At 61.6% G+C, this 19,478-nt stretch carries 16 protein-coding genes; 10 read left to right on the top strand and 6 right to left on the bottom strand.

What is annotated here, in order from left to right; genetic code table 11:
- Positions 1 to 186: 186 nt before the first annotated feature.
- Entirely contained in the window at positions 187 to 1,791 is a 1,605-nt protein-coding gene (gene nadB, locus FS777_RS17480; protein WP_145256664.1) for an L-aspartate oxidase, read from the bottom strand.
- Positions 1,792 to 2,224: 433 nt separating this feature from the next.
- Here nadB and rpoE point away from each other — a divergent pair, with 433 nt between their 5' ends.
- The 10 genes from rpoE (at position 2,225) to pdxJ (ending at position 12,142) form a co-directional block, all read left to right on the top strand.
- Positions 2,225 to 2,806 (top strand): RNA polymerase sigma factor RpoE, encoded by a 582-nt coding sequence (rpoE, locus tag FS777_RS17475; protein ID WP_003252049.1) that lies wholly within the window; start codon positions 2,225 to 2,227, stop codon positions 2,804 to 2,806.
- 31 nt (positions 2,807 to 2,837) lie between these two features.
- A complete protein-coding gene (locus tag FS777_RS17470) occupies positions 2,838 to 3,428 on the top strand; it encodes a sigma-E factor negative regulatory protein (protein ID WP_023535291.1) in 591 nt (196 codons plus the stop codon).
- Positions 3,429 to 3,440: 12 nt separating this feature from the next.
- Entirely contained in the window at positions 3,441 to 4,400 is a 960-nt protein-coding gene (locus FS777_RS17465) for a MucB/RseB C-terminal domain-containing protein (RefSeq protein WP_058639318.1), read from the top strand.
- Between the two features lie 226 nt (positions 4,401 to 4,626).
- Complete coding sequence (locus FS777_RS17460) at positions 4,627 to 6,012, top strand: DegQ family serine endoprotease (RefSeq protein WP_372239223.1); 1,386 nt, start codon at positions 4,627 to 4,629, stop codon at positions 6,010 to 6,012.
- Between the two features lie 182 nt (positions 6,013 to 6,194).
- A complete protein-coding gene (lepA, locus tag FS777_RS17455) occupies positions 6,195 to 7,994 on the top strand; it encodes a translation elongation factor 4 (RefSeq protein ID WP_058639316.1) in 1,800 nt (599 codons plus the stop codon).
- A 5-nt stretch (positions 7,995 to 7,999) separates the two neighbouring features.
- Positions 8,000 to 8,854, top strand: a complete 855-nt coding sequence (gene lepB / locus FS777_RS17450; protein ID WP_058605209.1) for a signal peptidase I — start codon at positions 8,000 to 8,002, stop codon at positions 8,852 to 8,854.
- A 157-nt stretch (positions 8,855 to 9,011) separates the two neighbouring features.
- A complete protein-coding gene (gene rnc / locus FS777_RS17445) occupies positions 9,012 to 9,701 on the top strand; it encodes a ribonuclease III (protein WP_078478083.1) in 690 nt (229 codons plus the stop codon).
- Positions 9,694 to 10,596 (top strand): GTPase Era, encoded by a 903-nt coding sequence (gene era / locus FS777_RS17440; protein ID WP_058605208.1) that lies wholly within the window; start codon positions 9,694 to 9,696, stop codon positions 10,594 to 10,596. The genes rnc and era overlap by 8 nt, the downstream gene beginning before the upstream one ends.
- Before the next feature lie 79 nt (positions 10,597 to 10,675).
- Positions 10,676 to 11,359: a DNA repair protein RecO gene (recO, locus tag FS777_RS17435; protein ID WP_058639314.1), complete on the top strand. Its 684-nt coding sequence runs from the start codon at positions 10,676 to 10,678 to the stop codon at positions 11,357 to 11,359.
- Between the two features lie 60 nt (positions 11,360 to 11,419).
- The gene (gene pdxJ / locus FS777_RS17430; protein WP_230377170.1) at positions 11,420 to 12,142 is read left to right on the top strand and encodes a pyridoxine 5'-phosphate synthase; all 723 of its coding nucleotides are present in this window, start codon (positions 11,420 to 11,422) and stop codon (positions 12,140 to 12,142) included.
- Between the two features lie 8 nt (positions 12,143 to 12,150).
- Here pdxJ and cmoB read toward each other — a convergent pair whose 3' ends face one another.
- From cmoB to FS777_RS17405, 5 genes are all read right to left on the bottom strand, one after another.
- A complete protein-coding gene (cmoB, locus tag FS777_RS17425) occupies positions 12,151 to 13,107 on the bottom strand; it encodes a tRNA 5-methoxyuridine(34)/uridine 5-oxyacetic acid(34) synthase CmoB (RefSeq protein ID WP_078478084.1) in 957 nt (318 codons plus the stop codon).
- Positions 13,104 to 13,847 carry a carboxy-S-adenosyl-L-methionine synthase CmoA gene (gene cmoA / locus FS777_RS17420; protein WP_078478085.1) on the bottom strand — a complete coding sequence of 248 codons (744 nt, stop codon included), beginning with the start codon at positions 13,845 to 13,847 and terminating at the stop codon, positions 13,104 to 13,106. The genes cmoB and cmoA overlap by 4 nt, the downstream gene beginning before the upstream one ends.
- Before the next feature lie 137 nt (positions 13,848 to 13,984).
- Positions 13,985 to 14,377, bottom strand: coding sequence for a protease inhibitor I42 family protein (locus tag FS777_RS17415; RefSeq protein ID WP_058639310.1), 393 nt, complete (start codon positions 14,375 to 14,377; stop codon positions 13,985 to 13,987).
- Between the two features lie 110 nt (positions 14,378 to 14,487).
- Positions 14,488 to 16,908, bottom strand: coding sequence for an endopeptidase La (lon, locus tag FS777_RS17410; protein ID WP_058605200.1), 2,421 nt, complete (start codon positions 16,906 to 16,908; stop codon positions 14,488 to 14,490).
- A gap of 134 nt (positions 16,909 to 17,042) precedes the next feature.
- The gene (locus FS777_RS17405; protein ID WP_145256661.1) at positions 17,043 to 19,454 is read right to left on the bottom strand and encodes a glucose/quinate/shikimate family membrane-bound PQQ-dependent dehydrogenase; all 2,412 of its coding nucleotides are present in this window, start codon (positions 19,452 to 19,454) and stop codon (positions 17,043 to 17,045) included.
- Positions 19,455 to 19,478: the final 24 nt, after the last annotated feature.

Genomic DNA, 19,478 nt, shown 5'->3' with positions numbered 1-19,478 from the left:
GGGAGGACCGCGCTGTAGGCCCCATCCTGGGGCCCAGCGCTTGACAGGCATCCATGCCTGTCACCTCCCTCCGCAAGCCCTGCATTCGGCCTTCTGAAGTCGCGAAGATCAAAAGCCAAAGCAAGATCAAGATCAAGATCAAGATCAAGGTCAAAACCGCTTCAGCAGTCCCTGGTTCTCCTCTATTCAATCGGGCTGAAGCACCGTATCCCTGGCCTCACCAAGCATCGCCGGATAATCCAGCGTGTAATGCAAGCCACGGCTCTCCTTGCGCTGCATCGCCGAGCGAATCATCAACTCCGCCACCTGCGCCAAATTGCGCAACTCGATCAAATCCCGACTGACCTTGTAGTTGCTGTAGAACTCATCGATTTCATCCAGCAACAACCGCACGCGATGCTGGGCCCGTTGCAACCGCTTGCTGGTCCGCACGATCCCCACGTAATCCCACATGAAGCGCCGTAGCTCATCCCAGTTATGCGCGATGATCACATCCTCGTCCGAGTCCGTGACCTGGCTGGCGTCCCATCCCGGCAAGGCCTTAGGCATGCCCACATTTTCGAGGTTCGCCTGGATGTCGGTCGCCGCCGCCCGGCCGTAGACGAAGCACTCCAGCAGCGAGTTGCTGGCCATGCGATTGGCGCCATGCAGCCCCGTGAAGCTGGTTTCGCCAATCGCATACAGCCCCGGCACATCCGTGTGTCCTCTGTCGTCCACCATGACGCCACCACAGGTGTAATGCGCTGCCGGCACGACAGGTATTGGCTGGCGCGTGATGTCGATGCCAAAGCTCAGGCACCGCTCGTAAACGGTGGGGAAGTGGCTCTTGATGAACTCGACAGGCTTGTGCGAGATATCCAGGTAGACACAGTCCACCCCCAGGCGCTTCATTTCATGGTCGATCGCCCGCGCCACGATGTCGCGCGGGGCAAGCTCCTCGCGCGGGTCGAAGCGGGGCATGAAGCGCTCGCCGTTGGGCAGGCGAAGCAGGGCGCCTTCGCCACGCAGGGCCTCGGTGATCAAAAAGCTCTTGGCCTGCGGGTGATAAAGGCACGTAGGGTGGAACTGGTTGAATTCAAGGTTTGCGACCCTGCAGCCGGCCCGCCAGGCCATGGCGATACCATCGCCGCACGCGCCATCCGGGTTGCTGGTGTACAAGTACACTTTCGCCGCACCCCCCGTGGCCAGCACCGTGAACCGCGCACCGAACGTGTCCACCTGGCCCGTGTTGCGGTCCAGCACGTAGGCGCCCAGGCAGCGCTCGCCGTCCAGGCCCAGGCGCCGCTCGGTGATCAGGTCCACGGCCACACGCTGCTCCAGCAGCTCTATGTTCGGGCGCTGCCTGGCCTGGGCCAGCAAGGTGTTGAAGATGGCCGCGCCCGTGGCATCGGCGGCATGGATGATGCGCCGGTGGCTATGGCCACCTTCACGCGTTAGATGAAATTCGAAGCCTGCGTCGACCACGCCGTGGGGCTCGTCCCGGGTGAACGGCACACCTTGCTCGATCAGCCACTCGATGGCTTCGCGGCTGTGCTCAACGGTAAAGCGAACGGCGTCTTCGTGGCACAGGCCGCCACCGGCATTGAGGGTGTCCTCTACATGAGACTGAATCGTGTCGGCGCCATCGAGCACCGCCGCTACGCCCCCTTGGGCCCAATAGGTCGAGCCGCTGGCCAGGTCACCTTTGCTCAGCACCGCAATGCGCAGATTCGCAGGCAGGTTCAGGGCCAGGCTAAGGCCCGCTGCGCCGCTGCCGATAACCAAGACATCATGTTGGAATTGTTGGCTCATGTCAGGACACTAGTAATCTTCGGAAGGGGCACGGCACAATAGCCACGCGTCGATGGCATTGTGAAACTATCGTTTACTGGCCGGGTAGCCTTTATAGCAGCCTCGGGTGGCCCTTTTCCATGCCGCTCGCCCGGTAACGGCAGGCATTGTGGGAACTTTCCAGCGTGCCTGGAAATCCTATGAAGGCTGCCCGCACGCCAACAATTTGCCGCGGCGACGCAGGGCGGTAGCTCGACATTGGGCTCACCTGCGTATTCGTAACCTGATTATCGACGTTGTCGGCTGCTGCCGTACCGCGTCTTCCGTGCACGCCGCTCAAGGTCTGCAGGAAACTTGCTTGGAGGGGAGAACTTTTGCGCAAAGCCCGAGTCTATGGTTGCAAGCCTGAGCAATGGCCGCTGCAACACTCCTTCGAGTTCACCGAGGAGTGTTCATGCTAACCCAGGAAGAAGATCAGCAACTGGTCGAGCGCGTACAGCGCGGCGACAGGCGAGCTTTCGATCTATTGGTGCTGAAGTACCAGCACAAGATTCTCGGGTTGATCGTGCGGTTTGTCCATGACACCCACGAAGCCCAGGACGTAGCACAGGAAGCGTTCATCAAGGCGTACCGTGCGCTTGGTAATTTCCGCGGTGACAGTGCGTTTTACACGTGGCTGTACCGCATCGCCATCAACACGGCGAAGAACTACCTGGTGTCCCGTGGAAGACGGCCGCCAGACAGCGATGTGAGCTCCGAGGATGCGGAGTTTTACGACGGCGATCATGGCCTCAAGGATCTTGAGTCCCCGGAGCGCTCGTTGTTGCGGGATGAGATCGAAGGCACTGTCCATCGCACCATTCAGCAACTGCCAGAAGACTTGCGTACGGCGCTGACCCTGCGAGAGTTCGATGGCCTGAGTTACGAAGACATTGCCAGCGTCATGCAATGTCCAGTGGGTACCGTGCGCTCTCGGATCTTCCGCGCTCGGGAGGCCATTGACAAAGCCTTGCAGCCTTTGCTGCAGGAAACCTGAGACAGCGGCTACAGCCAAAAGAGGAACCGCCATGAGTCGTGAAGCTTTGCAGGAATCGCTGTCCGCGGTAATGGATAACGAAGCGGACCAACTGGAATTGCGTCGGGTATTGAACGCCGTCGACGATGCCGAAACCCGTGCCACCTGGTCGCGTTACCAGGTAGCCCGCGCAGCCATGCACAAGGAGCTGCTGCTGCCTAACCTGGACATCGCCTCGGCGGTATCCGCGGCACTGGCCGATGAGGCCGTACCTGCCAAGGCCAAGCAAGGCCCATGGCGCACTGTAAGCCGTGTGGCCGTTGCCGCGTCGGTTACCCTCGCCGTACTGGCAGGTGTGCGCCTGTACAACCAGGACGATATCACCGGTGCTCAGCTGGCTGCCCAGCAGCCTGTTCAGCAGGGTGTGACCGTGCCTCAGGCCCAAGGCCCTGCCGTGCTGGCCGGCTACAGCGAAAGCAGTGATCAGCCGACCGGCCCAATGGCCAACGGCGTGCTGCAGAACCAGGCTGGCTGGGATCAGCGCCTGCCAGGTTACCTGCGTCAACATGCCCAGGAGTCCGCTCTGAAGGGTTCTGAAACCGCCTTGCCTTACGCCCGCGCCGCCAGCCTGGAAAACCGCTAATTAGGGAGGCTCATGCGCGCGCTACCTCTCCTGTCGCTGCTGCTCGGCAGCTGCATGACGGTGCCAGCATTGGCAGCCAATTCTTCGCCCGAGGCGAACGAGTGGCTGAACAAGCTGGCACAGGCCGAGCAACGACAGAGCTACCTGGGCGCCTTCGTTTACGAACGCAACGGCAGCTTTTCAACCCACGATATCTGGCACCGTGTCCAAGAGGGCAAGGTCAGCGAGCGGCTGCTGCAGCTCGATGGCACCGCCCAGGAAATCGTGCGCGTCGATGGCAAGGTACAGTGCGTCAGTGGCGGGCTTGCCGAGGGTATCTCGGCGCCGCCCGACAGTGCGCCACGCCGCCTTGACCCCCTCAAGCTCATGAGTTGGTATGACCTGTCCGTGTCCGGCAAATCTCGCGTTGCAGGCCGGGACGCGGTGGTCGTGTCACTCTCGCCGCGTGATCAGCACCGCTATGGCTACGAACTGCACCTGGACCGTGTGACGGGCTTGCCGCTGCGCTCGCTGATGCTCAACGAGAAAGGTCAGTTGCTGGAGCGCTTCCAGATGACGCGGCTCGAAGCGCGTGTGCCAACCGACGACGATCTGCGCCCCAGTTCCGCCTGCAAGCCCGTGGTGGCGGCAGCCCCTGCCGGCGGGGCTGTGTCTGGGTGGCGTTCCGATTGGCTGCCTTCGGGGTTTGAAGTGGTCAATAGCACCATCCGCCGCGAACCTGGGCAGGGTGGCCCGGTCAGCACCTTGATGTATGACGACGGTCTGGCGCGGTTCTCTGTTTTCATCGAGCCTGTGAAAGGCGAGGCTGGCGCCGATGTGCGTACCCAGTTGGGCCCGACATCGGCGGTATCGCGGCGTCTGAGTACACCCAAGGGCCAGATGATGGTGACCGTTGTTGGCGAGATCCCGCTCGGCACGGCCGAACGCGTCGCCTTGTCGATGCGCCCTCAAGACGCCCAGGCGAGTCATTGATCGAAGGCTGATGGCGAGCGTTCTTGTGCAGAGCGTGGCTTTTTGAAATGAAATTAAAGCATTGTCATTTGCAATCTGACGGCAAATTTTCTATAGGTCAGGCTTCTGGGAGCCTGGCCATTGCTGCGTTGTGCAGGGTCGTTTTTTAATTACCGCTCGTTGTGACGGGAGCCGTATGTCAATACCTCGCTTGAAACCCTATCTATCGTTCTTCGCGGCCGTGCTGATGCTCGGGCAAGTGCTGACGGTCCAGGCTGAAGAAGCCTTGCCGGATTTCACGACACTGGTCGAGCAAGCCTCGCCTGCGGTCGTGAACATCAGTACCAAGCAGAAGCTTCCGGACCGTCGCATCGCTGCGGGTCAAATGCCGGATCTTGAAGGCCTGCCGCCAATGTTCCGCGAATTCTTCGAGCGCAACCTTCCGCAGCAACCGCGTGCGCCGCGTGGTGATCGCCAGCGTGAAGCGCAGTCACTGGGCTCGGGCTTCATCATCTCCAGCGACGGCTATGTGCTGACCAATAACCATGTAATCGCCGACGCCGACGAAATCATCGTGCGCCTGTCCGACCGTAGCGAGTTGCAAGCCAAGCTGGTCGGTACCGACCCGCGCACCGACGTCGCGCTGCTGAAGGTGGAGGGCAAGAACCTGCCTACCGTCAAGCTGGGGGATTCGGAAAAGCTCAAGGTCGGCGAATGGGTATTGGCCATCGGTTCGCCGTTCGGTTTCGACCACTCGGTGACCAAAGGTATCGTCAGTGCCAAAGGCCGCACGCTGCCTAACGACACCTACGTACCATTCATCCAGACCGACGTTGCGATCAACCCGGGTAACTCCGGGGGGCCGCTGTTCAACATGAACGGCGAAGTGGTGGGGATCAACTCGCAGATCTTCACGCGCTCCGGTGGCTTCATGGGCCTGTCGTTCGCGATCCCGATCGACGTGGCCATCGATGTCTCGAATCAGTTGAAGAAGGACGGCAAGGTCAGCCGCGGCTGGCTGGGCGTTGTCATCCAGGAGGTCAACAAGGACCTGGCTGAATCCTTCGGCCTGGACAAACCGGCCGGTGCGCTGGTCGCCCAGGTGCTTGAAAATGGGCCTGCTGCCAAAGGCGGCCTGCAGGTCGGTGATGTCATCCTGAGCATGAATGGCCAGCCAATCATCATGTCGGCCGACCTGCCGCACCTGGTAGGTGGCTTGAAGGATGGTGCCAAGGCCAAGTTGGACATCATTCGCAACGGTAAGCGTCAAACCCTCGATGTCAGCGTTGGCGCACTGCCAGACGACGATGCCGACATCGGTGCCGGTGCCGGCGACAGCAATGTCGAGCGCAGCAGCAATCGCCTGGGCGTCTCGGTGGCCGACCTTACTGCCGAGCAGAAGAAGTCCCTGGAGCTCAAGGGCGGCGTGGTCATCAAGGAAGTGCAGGATGGTCCGGCCGCGATGATCGGCCTGCGTCCGGGTGACGTCATCAGTCACCTGAACAACCAGGCCATCGGTTCGGCCAAGGAATTCACGCAGATCGCCAAGGAACTGCCGAAGAACCGCTCTGTGTCCATGCGCGTGTTGCGCCAGGGGCGCGCCAGCTTCATTACCTTCAAGCTCGCCGAGTAAGCGCGGCGGATACGGGAGGAGGGCAGCGACAGCTGCCCTTTTTCATGTGCAGTGAGACTCCCCTGCCAAGCTGCAGGTGACGGCCGGGCAGAGGAATCTCCCACATCCTGGCAGCTTCAGGTACAATTGCCGGCTATTTTTCGGCGGGCGTCCGGCTCGCAGCCTTTTCCGAGTGTTGACCCGTGAGTGATTTGAGTCATATCCGCAATTTCTCCATCATCGCCCACATCGACCATGGCAAGTCGACGCTGGCCGACCGTTTCATTCAACTGTGCGGTGGCCTGACAGCGCGCGAAATGGAAGCCCAGGTGCTCGACTCCATGGACCTGGAGCGCGAACGCGGGATCACCATCAAGGCCCACAGCGTCACGCTCAACTACAAGGCCCAGGACGGCAAGGTCTACCAGCTCAACTTCATCGATACCCCCGGCCACGTCGACTTCACCTATGAAGTCTCGCGCTCGCTGGCGGCGTGCGAAGGGGCGTTGCTGGTGGTCGATGCCGGTCAGGGCGTCGAGGCTCAGTCCGTCGCCAACTGCTACACGGCCATCGAGCAAGGCCTGGAAGTCATGCCGGTCCTGAACAAGATGGACCTGCCACAGGCCGATCCCGATCGCGTCAAGGACGAAATCGAGAAGATCATCGGCATCGATGCCACCGACGCTGTGGCCTGCAGTGCCAAGAGCGGCATGGGGGTGGACGAGGTGCTCGAGCGCCTGGTGCATACCATTCCCGCCCCGACTGGCGATATCGACGCGCCGCTGCAAGCCCTGATCATCGACTCCTGGTTCGATAACTACCTGGGGGTGGTCTCGCTGGTGCGCGTGCGCCACGGTCGCGTCAAGAAAGGCGACAAGATTCTGGTCAAGTCCACCGGCAAGCTGCACCTGGTCGACAGCGTGGGCGTATTCACGCCCAAGCACACCCAGACCGCCGACCTCAAGGCCGGCGAAGTAGGCTTCATCATTGCCAGCATCAAGGACATCCACGGTGCCCCGGTTGGCGATACCCTGACCCTGTCGTCCACTCCGGAAGTCGAAGTGCTGCCTGGGTTCAAGAAGATCCAGCCGCAGGTATACGCCGGCCTGTTCCCGGTCAGTTCCGATGACTTCGAAGACTTCCGCGATGCCCTGCAGAAGCTGACCCTCAACGATTCGTCCCTGCAGTACATGCCCGAAAGCTCCGACGCCCTGGGCTTTGGCTTCCGCTGCGGGTTCCTGGGCATGCTGCACATGGAGATCATCCAGGAGCGCCTGGAGCGCGAATACGACCTGGACCTGATCACCACCGCGCCCAGCGTGATCTACGAGCTGGAACTCAAGACGGGTGAAACCATTGTCGTCGACAACCCGTCGAAGCTCCCAGACGTCTCGTCGGTCACCGACTTCCGCGAGCCGATCGTGACCGCGACCATCCTGGTGCCGCAAGAACACCTGGGTAACGTGATCACCTTGTGTATCGAGAAGCGTGGCGTTCAGCGCGACATGCAGTTCCTGGGCAGCCAGGTGCAAGTGCGCTACGACATGCCGATGAACGAAGTGGTACTGGACTTCTTCGACCGCTTGAAGTCCACCAGCCGTGGCTATGCTTCGCTGGACTATCACTTCGATCGTTACCAGTCGGCCAACCTGGTCAAGCTGGATGTGTTGATCAACGGCGACAAGGTCGATGCCCTGGCATTGATCGTGCACCGCGACAACGCTGCCTACAAAGGCCGCGCGTTGACCGAGAAAATGAAGGAGCTGATCCCGCGGCAGATGTTCGATGTGGCGATCCAGGCAGCCATTGGTGGCCAGATCATCGCGCGTACCACTGTCAAGGCGCTCAGAAAGAACGTACTGGCCAAATGTTATGGCGGCGACGTCAGCCGTAAGAAGAAGCTGCTCGAGAAGCAGAAGGCCGGTAAGAAACGCATGAAACAGGTGGGCAACGTGGAAATTCCACAAGAAGCCTTCCTCGCCGTGCTCAGGTTGGATAGTTAGGTCCTATGTCGCTAAATTTCCCGCTGTTGCTCGTCATTGCCGTGTTCGTGTGCGGTCTGTTGGGCCTGATCGACCTTTTGTTCCTGGCGCCGCGCCGACGTGCGGCGATCGCCAATTACCAGGGCAGTGTCAGCCAGCCGGAACCGGCGGTGGTCGAGCGCTTGAACAAGGAACCCTTGCTGGTCGAATACGGCAAGTCGTTCTTCCCGGTGCTGTTCATCGTGCTGGTGCTGCGCTCGTTCCTGGTCGAACCGTTCCAGATTCCGTCGGGGTCGATGAAACCCACGCTGGAAGTGGGTGACTTCATCCTGGTGAACAAGTTCTCCTACGGCATCCGCTTGCCGGTGATCGACAAGAAAGTCATCGAGGTGGGCGACCCGCAGCGCGGCGACGTCATGGTGTTCCGCTATCCCAGCGACCCGAACGTCAACTACATCAAGCGCGTCGTCGGCTTGCCCGGTGACCAGATCCGCTACACCAACGACAAGCAGTTGTTTGTCAACGGTCAGCGGGTCGCCGAGCAACTGGTGGGTACCGAGCCTGGGACCCTGGGCAGCGCTCAGCTGTACAAGGAGAAGCTCGGTGCTGCAGAGCACCTGATTCGCAAGGAGATGAGCCGTTATCGCATGCCGCCGGACCAGCAATGGACGGTACCAGCCGGCCATTACTTCATGATGGGCGACAACCGCGACAACTCCAACGACAGCCGCTACTGGGATGACCCCAATATTCCCAAGGAACTGCACGGCATGGTTCCGGACCGCAACATCGTCGGCAAGGCCTTCGCCGTATGGATGAGCTGGCCTGAGCCGAAACTCAGCCACCTGCCTAACTTGTCGCGGGTCGGACTGATCCATTGATACCCTTCGGCGCTGTCCATACAGCGCCGAATGCTTTTCTGACATAGGCTGTGTCTCAGGGATGGGAGATTCGCCGCCCAGCGTGCGGTGACCATGGCCAAACCGTCTTTCAGGATGCTGATTTGAACAACGCGTTTAACAACGATCGGGTGGCCGCATGACTGCTTCCCTTACCCGCCTGGAGCGAAAGCTCGGTTACACCTTCAAGGACCAGGACCAGATGCTCCTGGCGTTGACCCACCGAAGCTATGCCGGACGCAATAACGAGCGTCTGGAATTCCTCGGTGACGCCATTCTCAACTTCGTCGCCGGCGAGGCGCTGTTCGAGCGCTTCCCTCAGGCCCGTGAAGGGCAGCTGTCACGGCTGCGCGCCCGCCTGGTCAAGGGCGAGACCCTGGCCCGTCTGGCCCGCGGGTTCGACCTGGGCGAATACCTGCGCCTGGGTTCCGGCGAGCTCAAGAGCGGGGGCTTTCGCCGCGAGTCCATTCTGGCCGATGCGCTGGAGGCCTTGATCGGGGCCATCTACCTGGACGCCGACATGGACACGGCCCGCGAGCGCGTGCTTGCCTGGCTGGCCAACGAGTTCGAAGGGCTGACCTTGGTCGATACCAACAAAGATCCTAAAACGCGCCTGCAGGAGTTCCTGCAATCGCGCAGTTGCGAGCTGCCGCGTTACGAAGTGGTGGATATCCAGGGCGAACCTCACTGCCGTACGTTCTTCGTCGAATGCGAAGTGGCGCTGCTGAATAACAAGAGTCGTGGCCAGGGTGTCAGCCGGCGTATCGCCGAGCAGGTAGCCGCTGCGTCCGCATTGATCGCCCTGGGCGTGGAGAATGGCAATGACTGAGAACACCACTACCCGTTGCGGCTACGTCGCCATTGTCGGTCGCCCCAACGTCGGCAAGTCGACCCTGTTGAACCACATCCTCGGTCAGAAGCTGGCCATCACCTCGCGCAAGCCACAGACCACGCGCCACAACATGCTTGGCATCAAGACCGAAGGCCAGGTGCAGGCCATCTACGTCGATACCCCCGGCATGCACAAAGCCAACGACAAGGCCCTGAACCGCTACATGAATCGCAACGCCTCGGCGGCCTTGAAGGACGTCGATGTGGTGATCTTCGTGGTGGACCGCACCCGCTGGACGGATGAGGACCAGTTGGTGCTCGAGCGCGTCCAGTATGTGACCGGCCCGGTGATCCTGGCGGTGAACAAGACTGACCGCATGGATGAAAAGGCCGAGCTCATTCCGCACCTTCAGTGGCTGCAAGGCCAGCTGCCCAATGCCGAGATCGTGCCCATTTCCGCACAGCAGGGCCACAACCTCGAGTCGCTCGAAGCGCTGATTGCCAAGCACCTGCCGGAAAACGAGCATTTCTTCCCGGAAGATCAGATCACCGATCGCAGCAGCCGCTTTCTGGCTGCCGAGCTGGTGCGCGAAAAGATCATGCGCCAACTGGGCGCCGAGCTGCCTTACCAGATCACGGTCGAGATCGAGGAGTTCAAGCAGCAGGGGCATGTGTTGCATATCCATGCACTGATCCTGGTCGAACGCGACGGGCAGAAGAAAATCATCATCGGCGACAAGGGTGAGCGCATCAAGCGCATCGGTTCCGACGCGCGCAAGGACATGGAAGTGCTGTTCGACGCCAAGGTGATGCTCAACCTCTGGGTCAAGGTCAAAGGCGGCTGGTCCGATGACGAGCGCGCCCTGCGCTCGCTGGGTTACGGCGACCTCTAAGGCTCACGCGGCCTGATGCGAGTACGCCCCGGTCGGTGCGTTCTCGCCAGCGTCTGCCTCATGCGGGCTGGTGAATTTCATGGAACAACCTGTCGGTCAGCCAGCCTACGTGCTGCACAGCCGTGCCTATAAGGAAACCAGCGCGCTGGTGGACTTCTTTACACCCCAGGGGCGCGTGCGTGCTGTGTTGCGCCGTGCGCGTGGCAAGGGTGGCAGCCTGGTGCGCCCCTTCGTGCCACTGGAGCTTGAGCTGCGCGGGCGAGGGGAGCTGAAGAACGTTGGCAGGCTGGAAACGGTCGGCATGGCACCCTGGCTGCATGGGGACGCTGTCTTCAGCGGTTTGTACCTCAATGAGTTGCTCATGCGCCTGCTACCGGCAGAGGCACCTTCGCCTGGATTGTTCGATCATTACGCGCAAACCTTGCAAGCCCTACTCGCCGGCCGCCCGCTTGAGCCGCTATTGCGGGCTTTTGAATGGCGGCTGCTCGATGAGCTGGGTTACGCCTTCTCGCTGCACAGGGATGTCGTTGATCAGCCCATTGCCGCCGAGGGGCTGTACCGCCTGCGCGTGGACGCTGGGCTGGAGCGGGTCGAACTGTCCCAGCCTGGGCTGTTCGGTGGCACCGAGTTGCTGGCCCTGGCCGAGGCGGACTGGGAAACGCCAGGTGCTTTGCTGGCGGCCAAGCGCTTGATGCGCCAGGCCTTGGCCGTTCATCTGGGTGGCAAGCCGCTGGTCAGCCGCGAACTGTTTCGCAAGCGCTGATCACGACGTATGCTGTAGGGCTCAATCCAAGGAGAGCCTTTCGTGACTCACAGCAACCGCATGCTTCTCGGCGTGAACATCGATCATGTGGCCACCCTGCGCCAGGCCCGGGGTACGCGCTATCCAGACCCTGTCAAGGCGGCGCTGGATGCTGAAGAGGCGGGTGCCGACGGCATCACCGTGCACCTGCGCGAGGATCGCCGCCACATCCAGGAGCGCGACGTGCTGCTGCTCAAGGATGTATTGCAGACGCGCATGAACTTCGAAATGGGCGTCACCGAAGAGATGATGGCCTTTGCCGAAAAGATCCGTCCTGCACACATCTGCCTGGTACCTGAAACCCGTCAGGAACTCACCACAGAAGGTGGGTTGGATGTGGCAGGCCAGGAAGCGCGGATCAAGGCGGCCGTCGAACGCCTGTCGCGCATCGGCGCAGAAGTGTCGCTGTTCATCGATGCTGACGAACGCCAGATCGAGGCCTCGCACCGGGTGGGCGCGCCGGCCATCGAGCTGCACACCGGCCGTTATGCCGACGCGCAATCACCTACCGAAGTGGCCGAGGAGCTCAAGCGCATTGTCGATGGCGTTGCGTTTGGCATCGGGCAGGGCCTGATCGTCAATGCCGGTCACGGTCTGCACTACCATAACGTCGAGGCCGTGGCGGCCATCAAGGGCATCAACGAACTGAACATCGGCCACGCACTGGTCGCCCACGCATTGTTCGTGGGCTTCAAGGCCGCCGTTTCAGAAATGAAGACGTTGATCCTCGCGGCCTCGCGTTGAGCCAGTGGTTACTTGCGCGCCACCAGCGTGGCGCGACGCGGGGCAGGCAAGCCCTCGATGGTTTTGCCTGAATCGCTGGGGTCGAGGAAATCACTGAGCGACTGGTAGCGCATCCATTCGGTGCTGCGCTGTTCTTCCAGACTCGTGACACTGACATCCACGCAGCGCACATCACTGAACCCAGCCCGGCGCAGCCAGCGCTCCAGGGCTGGGACCGAGGGCAGGAACCACACGTTGCGCATCTGCGCGTAACGGTCCTCGGGCACCAGCACCTGTTGTGTGTCGCCTTCGATCACCAATGTTTCCAACACCAGCTCGCCGCCCTTTACCAGGCAGTCCTTGAGCGCCAGCAGGTGCTCGATAGGCGAGCGACGGTGATAAAACACCCCCATCGAAAACACCGTGTCGAAGCCTTCGAGGCTGGCAGGCAGGTCTTCCAGGGCGAAGGGGAGGTGCCAGGCGGGCAGGTCCGGCAAGTACCGTTGCACCGCCTGGAACTGACAGAAGAACAACCAGTTCGGGTCGATCCCGATGACCATGTCGGCGCCGGCGCCTAGCATGCGCCACTGGTAATAGCCATTACCGCAGCCAACATCCAGTACCCGCTTGCCCTTGAGGTCCAGGTGCGGTGCGACGCGCGACCACTTCCAGTCCGAGCGCCATTCGGTATCGACGTGCACGCCAAACAGATCGAAGGGGCCCTTGCGCCAGGGCGACAGCCCCATCAATGCCTGGCGCATCTGCACACGGCTGGCGTCATCGCAGTCGCAGTCCAGGCGTAATCCATTTACCAGGTCGATTTCGCTCGGTTGCAGCGCCGGAAGCGCGTCCAGTGCACCGCGCCAGCGGTCCAGGTCGCCATGACCTTTTTCCAGCTTGGTATCGAGCTGCGCCTGCAGGCCTTGCGACCATGCAGCCAGGGGGGTGCCCGCCAGGCGGCGCGCCAGAGGAGAAAGGTCGATCATGGTAGGGCTATCAACGAGGCAAAGTTAAGGCATTGGAACCAGGGCACCACCGTCGAGAACCCTGCATCGAGCAAGCGCTGGCGGTGGGTTTCCAGGGTGTCGGGCTTCATCACGTTATCGATGGCGCTGCGTTTCTGGGCAATTTCCAGTTCGCTGTAGCCGTTGGCACGCTTGAAGTCCAGGTGCAGGTCATTGAGCAGTGCCTGCGTGGTGGTGTCGGCAAAGCACAGCTTTTCCGAAAGAATCAGGGCACCGCCGGGTAGCAGTGACTGGCGGATGCGCGTCAATAGCGCCAGGCGCTGAGGGGGTGCGATGAACTGCAGGGTGAAGTTCATCGCTACCACCGAGGCCGGTTCGAACGCCAGGTTGAGGATGTCCGCTTCCAGCACCTCGACAGGCAACAACTCCTGGAACATCGAATCCTGGGCCGCGAGGTATTCCCGGCAGCGCTCGACCATGGCGGCGGAATTGTCCACGGCGATGACTCGGCAACCTTCCCCGCGCACGTGCCGGCGCAAGGCCTGCGTTACCGCACCGAGCGAGGCGCCCAGGTCATACAGCGCCGTACCGGGCTTGGCGAAGCGCGCGGCCAGTACGCCCACATTTTCGACAATGGTCGGGTAGCCCGGCACGGAGCGCTTGATCATGTCCGGGAACACGCGCACCACATCCTCGTTGAAAACGAAGTCGGGGACCTGCGCCAACGGTTGGGCGAAAAGACGATCGGGATCTGTGGTCACGGCGGGCTCGGGGCTGGGTAAAACGGGGCGCGCATTTTATCGAATGGCGGTTGATCTTGCCATGCCAGCTTGGCGCCGATTGGCCTGAACCATGCGTATGTAAGAGCAGGCACGCCCACGTACGTCAGCGCCGAGCGTTAGCGCACGACGACAGTGCAATCGAAGGTTTGCACAGGCGCCACCTGCGTAGCCCAGGGCTGCTGGTAGACCAGCTTCAATGCCGCCTTGCCGGGTTGATCGGCCTGATAGCGCCACGTCGAGAGGCCTTCGTTGCCGACCACATCCTCCTGATCAGGCGCGCTGTAGACCTCGGGCCCGAGACTGACGAGCACAGGCGTGGCAGCGGCTTCCACGCGCCAGCGGTAGCCAGTGGAAGGGTTGCTGGGTAGGGTCAAGTTCAACACCTGCCCTTTTTCAAGGTAGACCGGGCACTCACTGTCGGCATCCAGAGTGACAGGCTCGAACCCATGTTGGGCGCAGGCGGTTAGCAGGGTCAGCCCCAATGGGGCAAGAAGGCGTGAGGTGGACATAGGGGCTCCACGGGTTGTCGAACGCCCGAGGATAACCGATTAAGCGCCACGGCAGTCATACCAAGTTACGAATGAACCAGGGGCTGTGGCACAGCCCCTGTTCCTGGGCTTTAGAAAAGCACTTTCGCGACATCTGCAAAGCGCTTGGCGAAATGCACCGTCAACCCTTCACGCAGGTATTCGGGCAGCTCCTCGAAATCGCCGCGATTGGGTTCGGGCAGGATCAGCTCGTGGATCTTCTGCCGACGGGCCGCGATGACCTTTTCGCGCACCCCACCGATGGGTAGTACCTGCCCGGTCAAGGTCAGCTCGCCGGTCATGGCCACGCCTTTCTTCGGTGCCTGATCCCTTGCCAAGGACAGCAACGCGCTGGCCATGGTGATGCCGGCGCTCGGACCGTCCTTCGGCGTGGCGCCCTCCGGCACATGCAGGTGAATGAACGCTTCGTTGAAGAACGCCGGGTCGCCACCAAACTGTTTGAGGTTGGAGCTGACATAGCTGTACGCGATTTCAGCCGATTCCTTCATGACGTCGCCGAGCTTGCCGGTCAGTTTGAAACCGCGGTTGAGCGTATGAATGCGCGTTGCTTCGATCGGCAGGGTCGCACCGCCCATGCTCGTCCAGGCAAGACCTGTGATAACACCCTTGCCCGCCAGCACCTGCTCGCTGCGGAACACCGGCATGCCCAATGCACCTTCAAGGTCCTTTGGTCCGATCTTGAGCTTGGCGGTAGGGTCTTCAAGCAGCTTCACCACGGCCTTGCGCACTAGTTTGCCCAACTGTTTTTCCAGCTGTCGCACGCCGGCTTCGCGGGCATAGCCTTCGATCACCAGGCGCAAGGCGCTGTCGGTGATGCTCAGGCTGCTTTTGGCCACGCCCGCCTTGGCCAGTTGCTTGGGCCAGAGGTGGCGTTTGGCGATGGCCAGTTTTTCTTCGGTGATGTACCCGGACAGGCGAATGACCTCCATGCGGTCAAGCAGCGGGCCCGGAATCGAGTCCAGGGTGTTGGCGGTGCACACGAACAGCACTTTGGACAGGTCCAGGCGCAGGTCCAGGTAATGATCGAGGAAGTCGACGTTCTGCTCGGGGTCCAGGGTTTCCAATAGCGCCGAGGCAGGGTCGCCCTGGTAGCTTTGTCCCATCTTGTCGATTTCGTCGAGCATGATGACCGGGTTCATCACCTCCACATCCTTCAGGGCTTGTACCAGCTTGCCGGGCTGGGCCCCGATGTAGGTGCGGCGATGCCCCTTGATCTCGGCTTCGTCGCGCATGCCGCCCACGCTGAAGCGATAGAATGGGCGGCCCAACGATTCGGCGATGGACTTGCCTACGCTGGTCTTGCCCACGCCTGGCGGGCCTACCAGCAGCACAATGGAGCCACTGATCTCGCCTTTCCATGCCCCAACGGCCAGAAACTCGAGGATCCGTTCCTTGATATCGTCCAGTCCCGCATGATGCTGGTCGAGCAGCTTGCGAGCGTGCTTGAGGTCGAGCTTGTCATCGCCGTAGATACCCCAGGGCAGTGCTGTCGCCCAATCCAGGTAGTTCCGGGTCACGGCGTATTCGGGCGAACCTGTTTCCAGGATCGCCAGCTTGCCCATCTCTTCATCGATGCGCTTGCGTGCCTGATCCGGCAGGGTCTTGCCTTCGAGCCGCTGCTCGAACTGCTCCAGATCCGCGCTGCGATCATCCTTGGTCAACCCCAGTTCCTGCTGGATGACCTTCAGTTGTTCCTTGAGGAAGAACTCGCGCTGATGCTCGCCGATCTGCCGGTTCACCTCGGCGGAAATTTCATTTTGCAGGCGAGCGACTTCGACTTCCTTGCGCAGCATGGGCAGCACTTTTTCCATGCGCTTGAGCATGGGCACGCAGTCGAGCACCTCCTGAAGCTGGCTGCCGGTCGCCGAGGTCAGTGCGGCGGCGAAGTCGGTCAGCGGGGAGGGGTCGTTGGGACTGAAGCGGTTGAGGTAGTTCTTCAACTCTTCGCTGTACAGCGGGTTGAGGGGCAGCAGCTCCTTGATCGCGTTGATCAGGGCCATGCCATAGGCTTTGACCTCGTCGGTGGGGTCGGCCGGTTGGCGCGGGTAATCGACTTCAACCAGGTAGGGCGGACGATGGTGCTTGAGCCAGGTCCGAATACGTACCCGCGTCAAGCCCTGGGCCACGAACTGCAACTTGCCGTTTTCCCGGCTGGCATGGTGCACCTTGACCAGGGTGCCGTACTCCGGGAGGGCCTTGGTGTCGAAATGGCGGTGGTCTTCAGGCGGCGTGTCCATGAAGAACAGCGCCAGGCAGTGGTCGGGAGACTTGGCCACCAAGTCCAGCGTCTCGGCCCACGGCTCTTCGTTGACGATGACCGGTAGCACCTGTGCCGGGAAGAATGGGCGGTTGTGAATGGGGATCACATAGACCTTGTCCGGCAGTTGCTGTCCAGGCAGGGCCAAGGCATGGCCGGTTATCGGCTGGCTACTGGTGTGTTCGACTTCGTTGGAATCGTCGGCGTGTTCAGGGTAATCCTGCTGGTCGCTCATGGGGCACCTGCGTGAATGACTATGGTGCTTAGATGGGGCAAGGCAGGAAGGGTTTCAAGCCGCTGCCGGGCAGTGGCGCGCGCGCATGAAAAAGCGGAGCCCGTCAGGCTCCGCTTTTTGTGACACCGTGCCGGTTACTCGGCGAGTTTGTAGGCGATGATGTAGTCGCCCATCTTGGTGCCCAGCGAGCCGTGACCGCCGGCCACGATCAGCACGTACTGCTTGCCGTCCTTGCCGGTGTAGGTCATTGGAGTGGCCTGGCCGCCTGCTGGCAGGCGGGCTTTCCACAATTCCTTGCCGTTGTTGACGTCATAGGCGCGCAGGTACTGGTCCAGCGTACCGCTCAGGAAGCCTACGCCGCCGGCGGTGACGATCGAGCCGCCCATGCTGGGTACGCCAACCGGCAGGCCGATCGGCACCGGCGTGCTGTCGCGGGTGGTGCCGTTCTTGTGCTTCCAGACCACCTTGTTGGTGAACAGGTCGATGGCGGCTACATAGCCCCAGGCAGGCGCCTGGCACGGCACGCCCAGCGGCGACATGAACGGGTGCATGGTCACGGCATAAGGTGCACCGGTGTTCGGTTGCACGCCGCTGGTCTCGCTCTCACGCTTGCTACCGTCGGCAACCTGCTCACGAGGGATCATCTTGGAGACGAACGCCATGTAGTTGGGCGATGTGAACAGCAGTTGGCGCACCGGGTCGACCGAGACACTGCCCCAGTTGAACACACCTACGTTGCCTGGATAGATCAGTGAGCCCTGCTCGGACGGCGGGGTGTACTGGCCTTCGTAGCGCAGTTCGCGGAACTGGATGCGGCACAGCATCTGGTCGAACGGCGTGGCGCCCCACATGGCCTGTTCGGTCAGCTCAGGGCCGAGCAGGTTGAGGTCCGAACGGGCCTGAGTTGGCGAGGTGTGATCGCCCTTGACCGCGCCTTGTGGCGTCGGGATTTCACGGATCGGCACGATCGGCGTACCGTCACGACGGTCCAGCACGTACAGGCTGCCCTGCTTGGTCGGCACGATGACCGCTGGCTTGACGCCATCGTCGGTCTTCAGCGATACCAGGGTAGGCTGGCTGCCCACGTCCATGTCCCACAGGTCATGGTGGGTGAACTGGTAGTTCCAGCGTGCCTTGCCGGTCGCCAGGTCCAGTGCGACCACGCCGGCGCTGTATTTCTCGGCGCCTGGCGTACGGTCAGCACCCCATTGGTCCGGCGTCTGGTTGCCCAGTGGCAGGTAGATCATGCCCAGGTCTTCGTCGACGCTGGCAATCGACCACATGTTGGCCGAGTTGCGGCTGTACATCTTGCCCGGTGCCAGTGGTGCGGTGTCGTCGGGGTTGTTGCTGTCCCAGTTCCACACCAGGCGGCCGTCGTGTACGTCGTAGGCGCGGATCACGCCGGACGGCTCGCTGGTCGATTCGTTGTCGGTCACGTGACCGCCAATGATCACCAGATCGCGAGTGATGGCCACAGGCGACGTGGAGTAGTAGCCACCTGGCGTGAATGGCCCAAGGCCGGTGGTCAGGTCGACGCTGCCCTGGTTGGCAAAGCCTTCGCAGACCTTGCCGTTGTCGGCATTGATGGCGATCAGGCGTGCGTCGGCAGTTGGCAGATAAAGACGGCGCGGGCAGGCCTGAGCCACGGCCTTGCCAGCCTCGCTGATAGTAGGCGCAGGGCTACCGTCAAGGCTTACGTAGCGGTTTTCGTCATAGTACGAAACGCCACGGCAAGTCATGTGGGCGAAACCCTTGAAGGTGCCTACCGGGCTTTTGATCTGCGGGTCGTAGCGCCAGATTTCAGCACCGGTATCCGGATCCAAGGCCAGCACGCGGCTGTGCGCGGTGCAGGCATAGAGCATGCCGTTGGCCTTGAGCGGCGTGTTTTCGTTGGTCAGTTCCACCGGGTCGTTCTCACTGGGCAAATCGCCGGTGCGGATACGCCAGGCCTCTTCAAGGCGATGGGCGTTTTGCGCGGTGATCTGGCGCAGCGGTGAGTAACGGTCGCCGTGCTCGGTGCGGCCGTAGGCATGCCACTCGCCGTCGGGCATGGCCGGGGCGGTGCTGGCCATTTCGCTGGTGTCGCGACCCAGTTCGCCATACACCTCACCGGGGTGGGTGAACTGACTGGCGACGGCGCAGGCACCCGAAGCCACCACGGCAACGGTGAGCAGCGCCGTGTTGGCTTTGCTGGCTGGCCCGATCAACGGGCGGCGCGACCAGGGCAGCAACAGCACCACGCCGATGGCGAACCAGAGGGCCAGACGCGGCACCAGTTGCCACCAGTCCAGGCCCACTTCGAGCAGTGCCCAGACCGTACTGCCCAACAATACGACGGCGTAGACACCCAGGCCGATACGGCGCTGGGCCAGCAGCAGGGCGCCAGACACGGCAAAGCCGATGCCGGCGATCAGGTAATACAGCGACCCGCCCACCTGACTCAACTTGATGCCGCCGGCCAGCAGTGCCAGCCCCATCAACAACAGCAGGACGCCGATCAGGCGGGGGAGCCAGCGGCTTCCCGTTTTGGCACCTTCAGTGCTCATCGCATGTTCTCCGTTTGGTATGTG

Origin of the sequence: Pseudomonas sp. DE0157, from assembly GCF_007678615.1 — a bacterium.
In the GTDB taxonomy this organism is placed as follows: domain Bacteria; phylum Pseudomonadota; class Gammaproteobacteria; order Pseudomonadales; family Pseudomonadaceae; genus Aquipseudomonas; species Aquipseudomonas parafulva_B.
Note: the sequence above shows the minus strand (reverse complement) of the source record. Positions and strands in the feature narration are given on the sequence as shown.

Excerpts from the sequence above, each read along its gene's own strand:
- FS777_RS17460 (WP_372239223.1), top strand. The coding sequence starts at position 4,627 with ATGCTCGGGCAAGTGCTGACGGTCCAGGCTGAAGAAGCCTTGCCGGAT.
- FS777_RS17470 (WP_023535291.1), top strand. The coding sequence starts at position 2,838 with ATGAGTCGTGAAGCTTTGCAGGAATCGCTGTCCGCGGTAATGGATAAC.
- era (WP_058605208.1), top strand. The coding sequence starts at position 9,694 with ATGACTGAGAACACCACTACCCGTTGCGGCTACGTCGCCATTGTCGGT.
- cmoB (WP_078478084.1), bottom strand. The coding sequence starts at position 13,107 with ATGATCGACCTTTCTCCTCTGGCGCGCCGCCTGGCGGGCACCCCCCTG.
- pdxJ (WP_230377170.1), top strand. The coding sequence starts at position 11,420 with ATGCTTCTCGGCGTGAACATCGATCATGTGGCCACCCTGCGCCAGGCC.
- lepB (WP_058605209.1), top strand. The coding sequence starts at position 8,000 with ATGTCGCTAAATTTCCCGCTGTTGCTCGTCATTGCCGTGTTCGTGTGC.
- FS777_RS17415 (WP_058639310.1), bottom strand. The coding sequence starts at position 14,377 with ATGTCCACCTCACGCCTTCTTGCCCCATTGGGGCTGACCCTGCTAACC.
- FS777_RS17405 (WP_145256661.1), bottom strand. The coding sequence starts at position 19,454 with ATGAGCACTGAAGGTGCCAAAACGGGAAGCCGCTGGCTCCCCCGCCTG.
- recO (WP_058639314.1), top strand. The coding sequence starts at position 10,676 with ATGGAACAACCTGTCGGTCAGCCAGCCTACGTGCTGCACAGCCGTGCC.
- lon (WP_058605200.1), bottom strand. The coding sequence starts at position 16,908 with ATGAGCGACCAGCAGGATTACCCTGAACACGCCGACGATTCCAACGAA.
- rnc (WP_078478083.1), top strand. The coding sequence starts at position 9,012 with ATGACTGCTTCCCTTACCCGCCTGGAGCGAAAGCTCGGTTACACCTTC.
- rpoE (WP_003252049.1), top strand. The coding sequence starts at position 2,225 with ATGCTAACCCAGGAAGAAGATCAGCAACTGGTCGAGCGCGTACAGCGC.
- nadB (WP_145256664.1), bottom strand. The coding sequence starts at position 1,791 with ATGAGCCAACAATTCCAACATGATGTCTTGGTTATCGGCAGCGGCGCA.
- FS777_RS17465 (WP_058639318.1), top strand. The coding sequence starts at position 3,441 with ATGCGCGCGCTACCTCTCCTGTCGCTGCTGCTCGGCAGCTGCATGACG.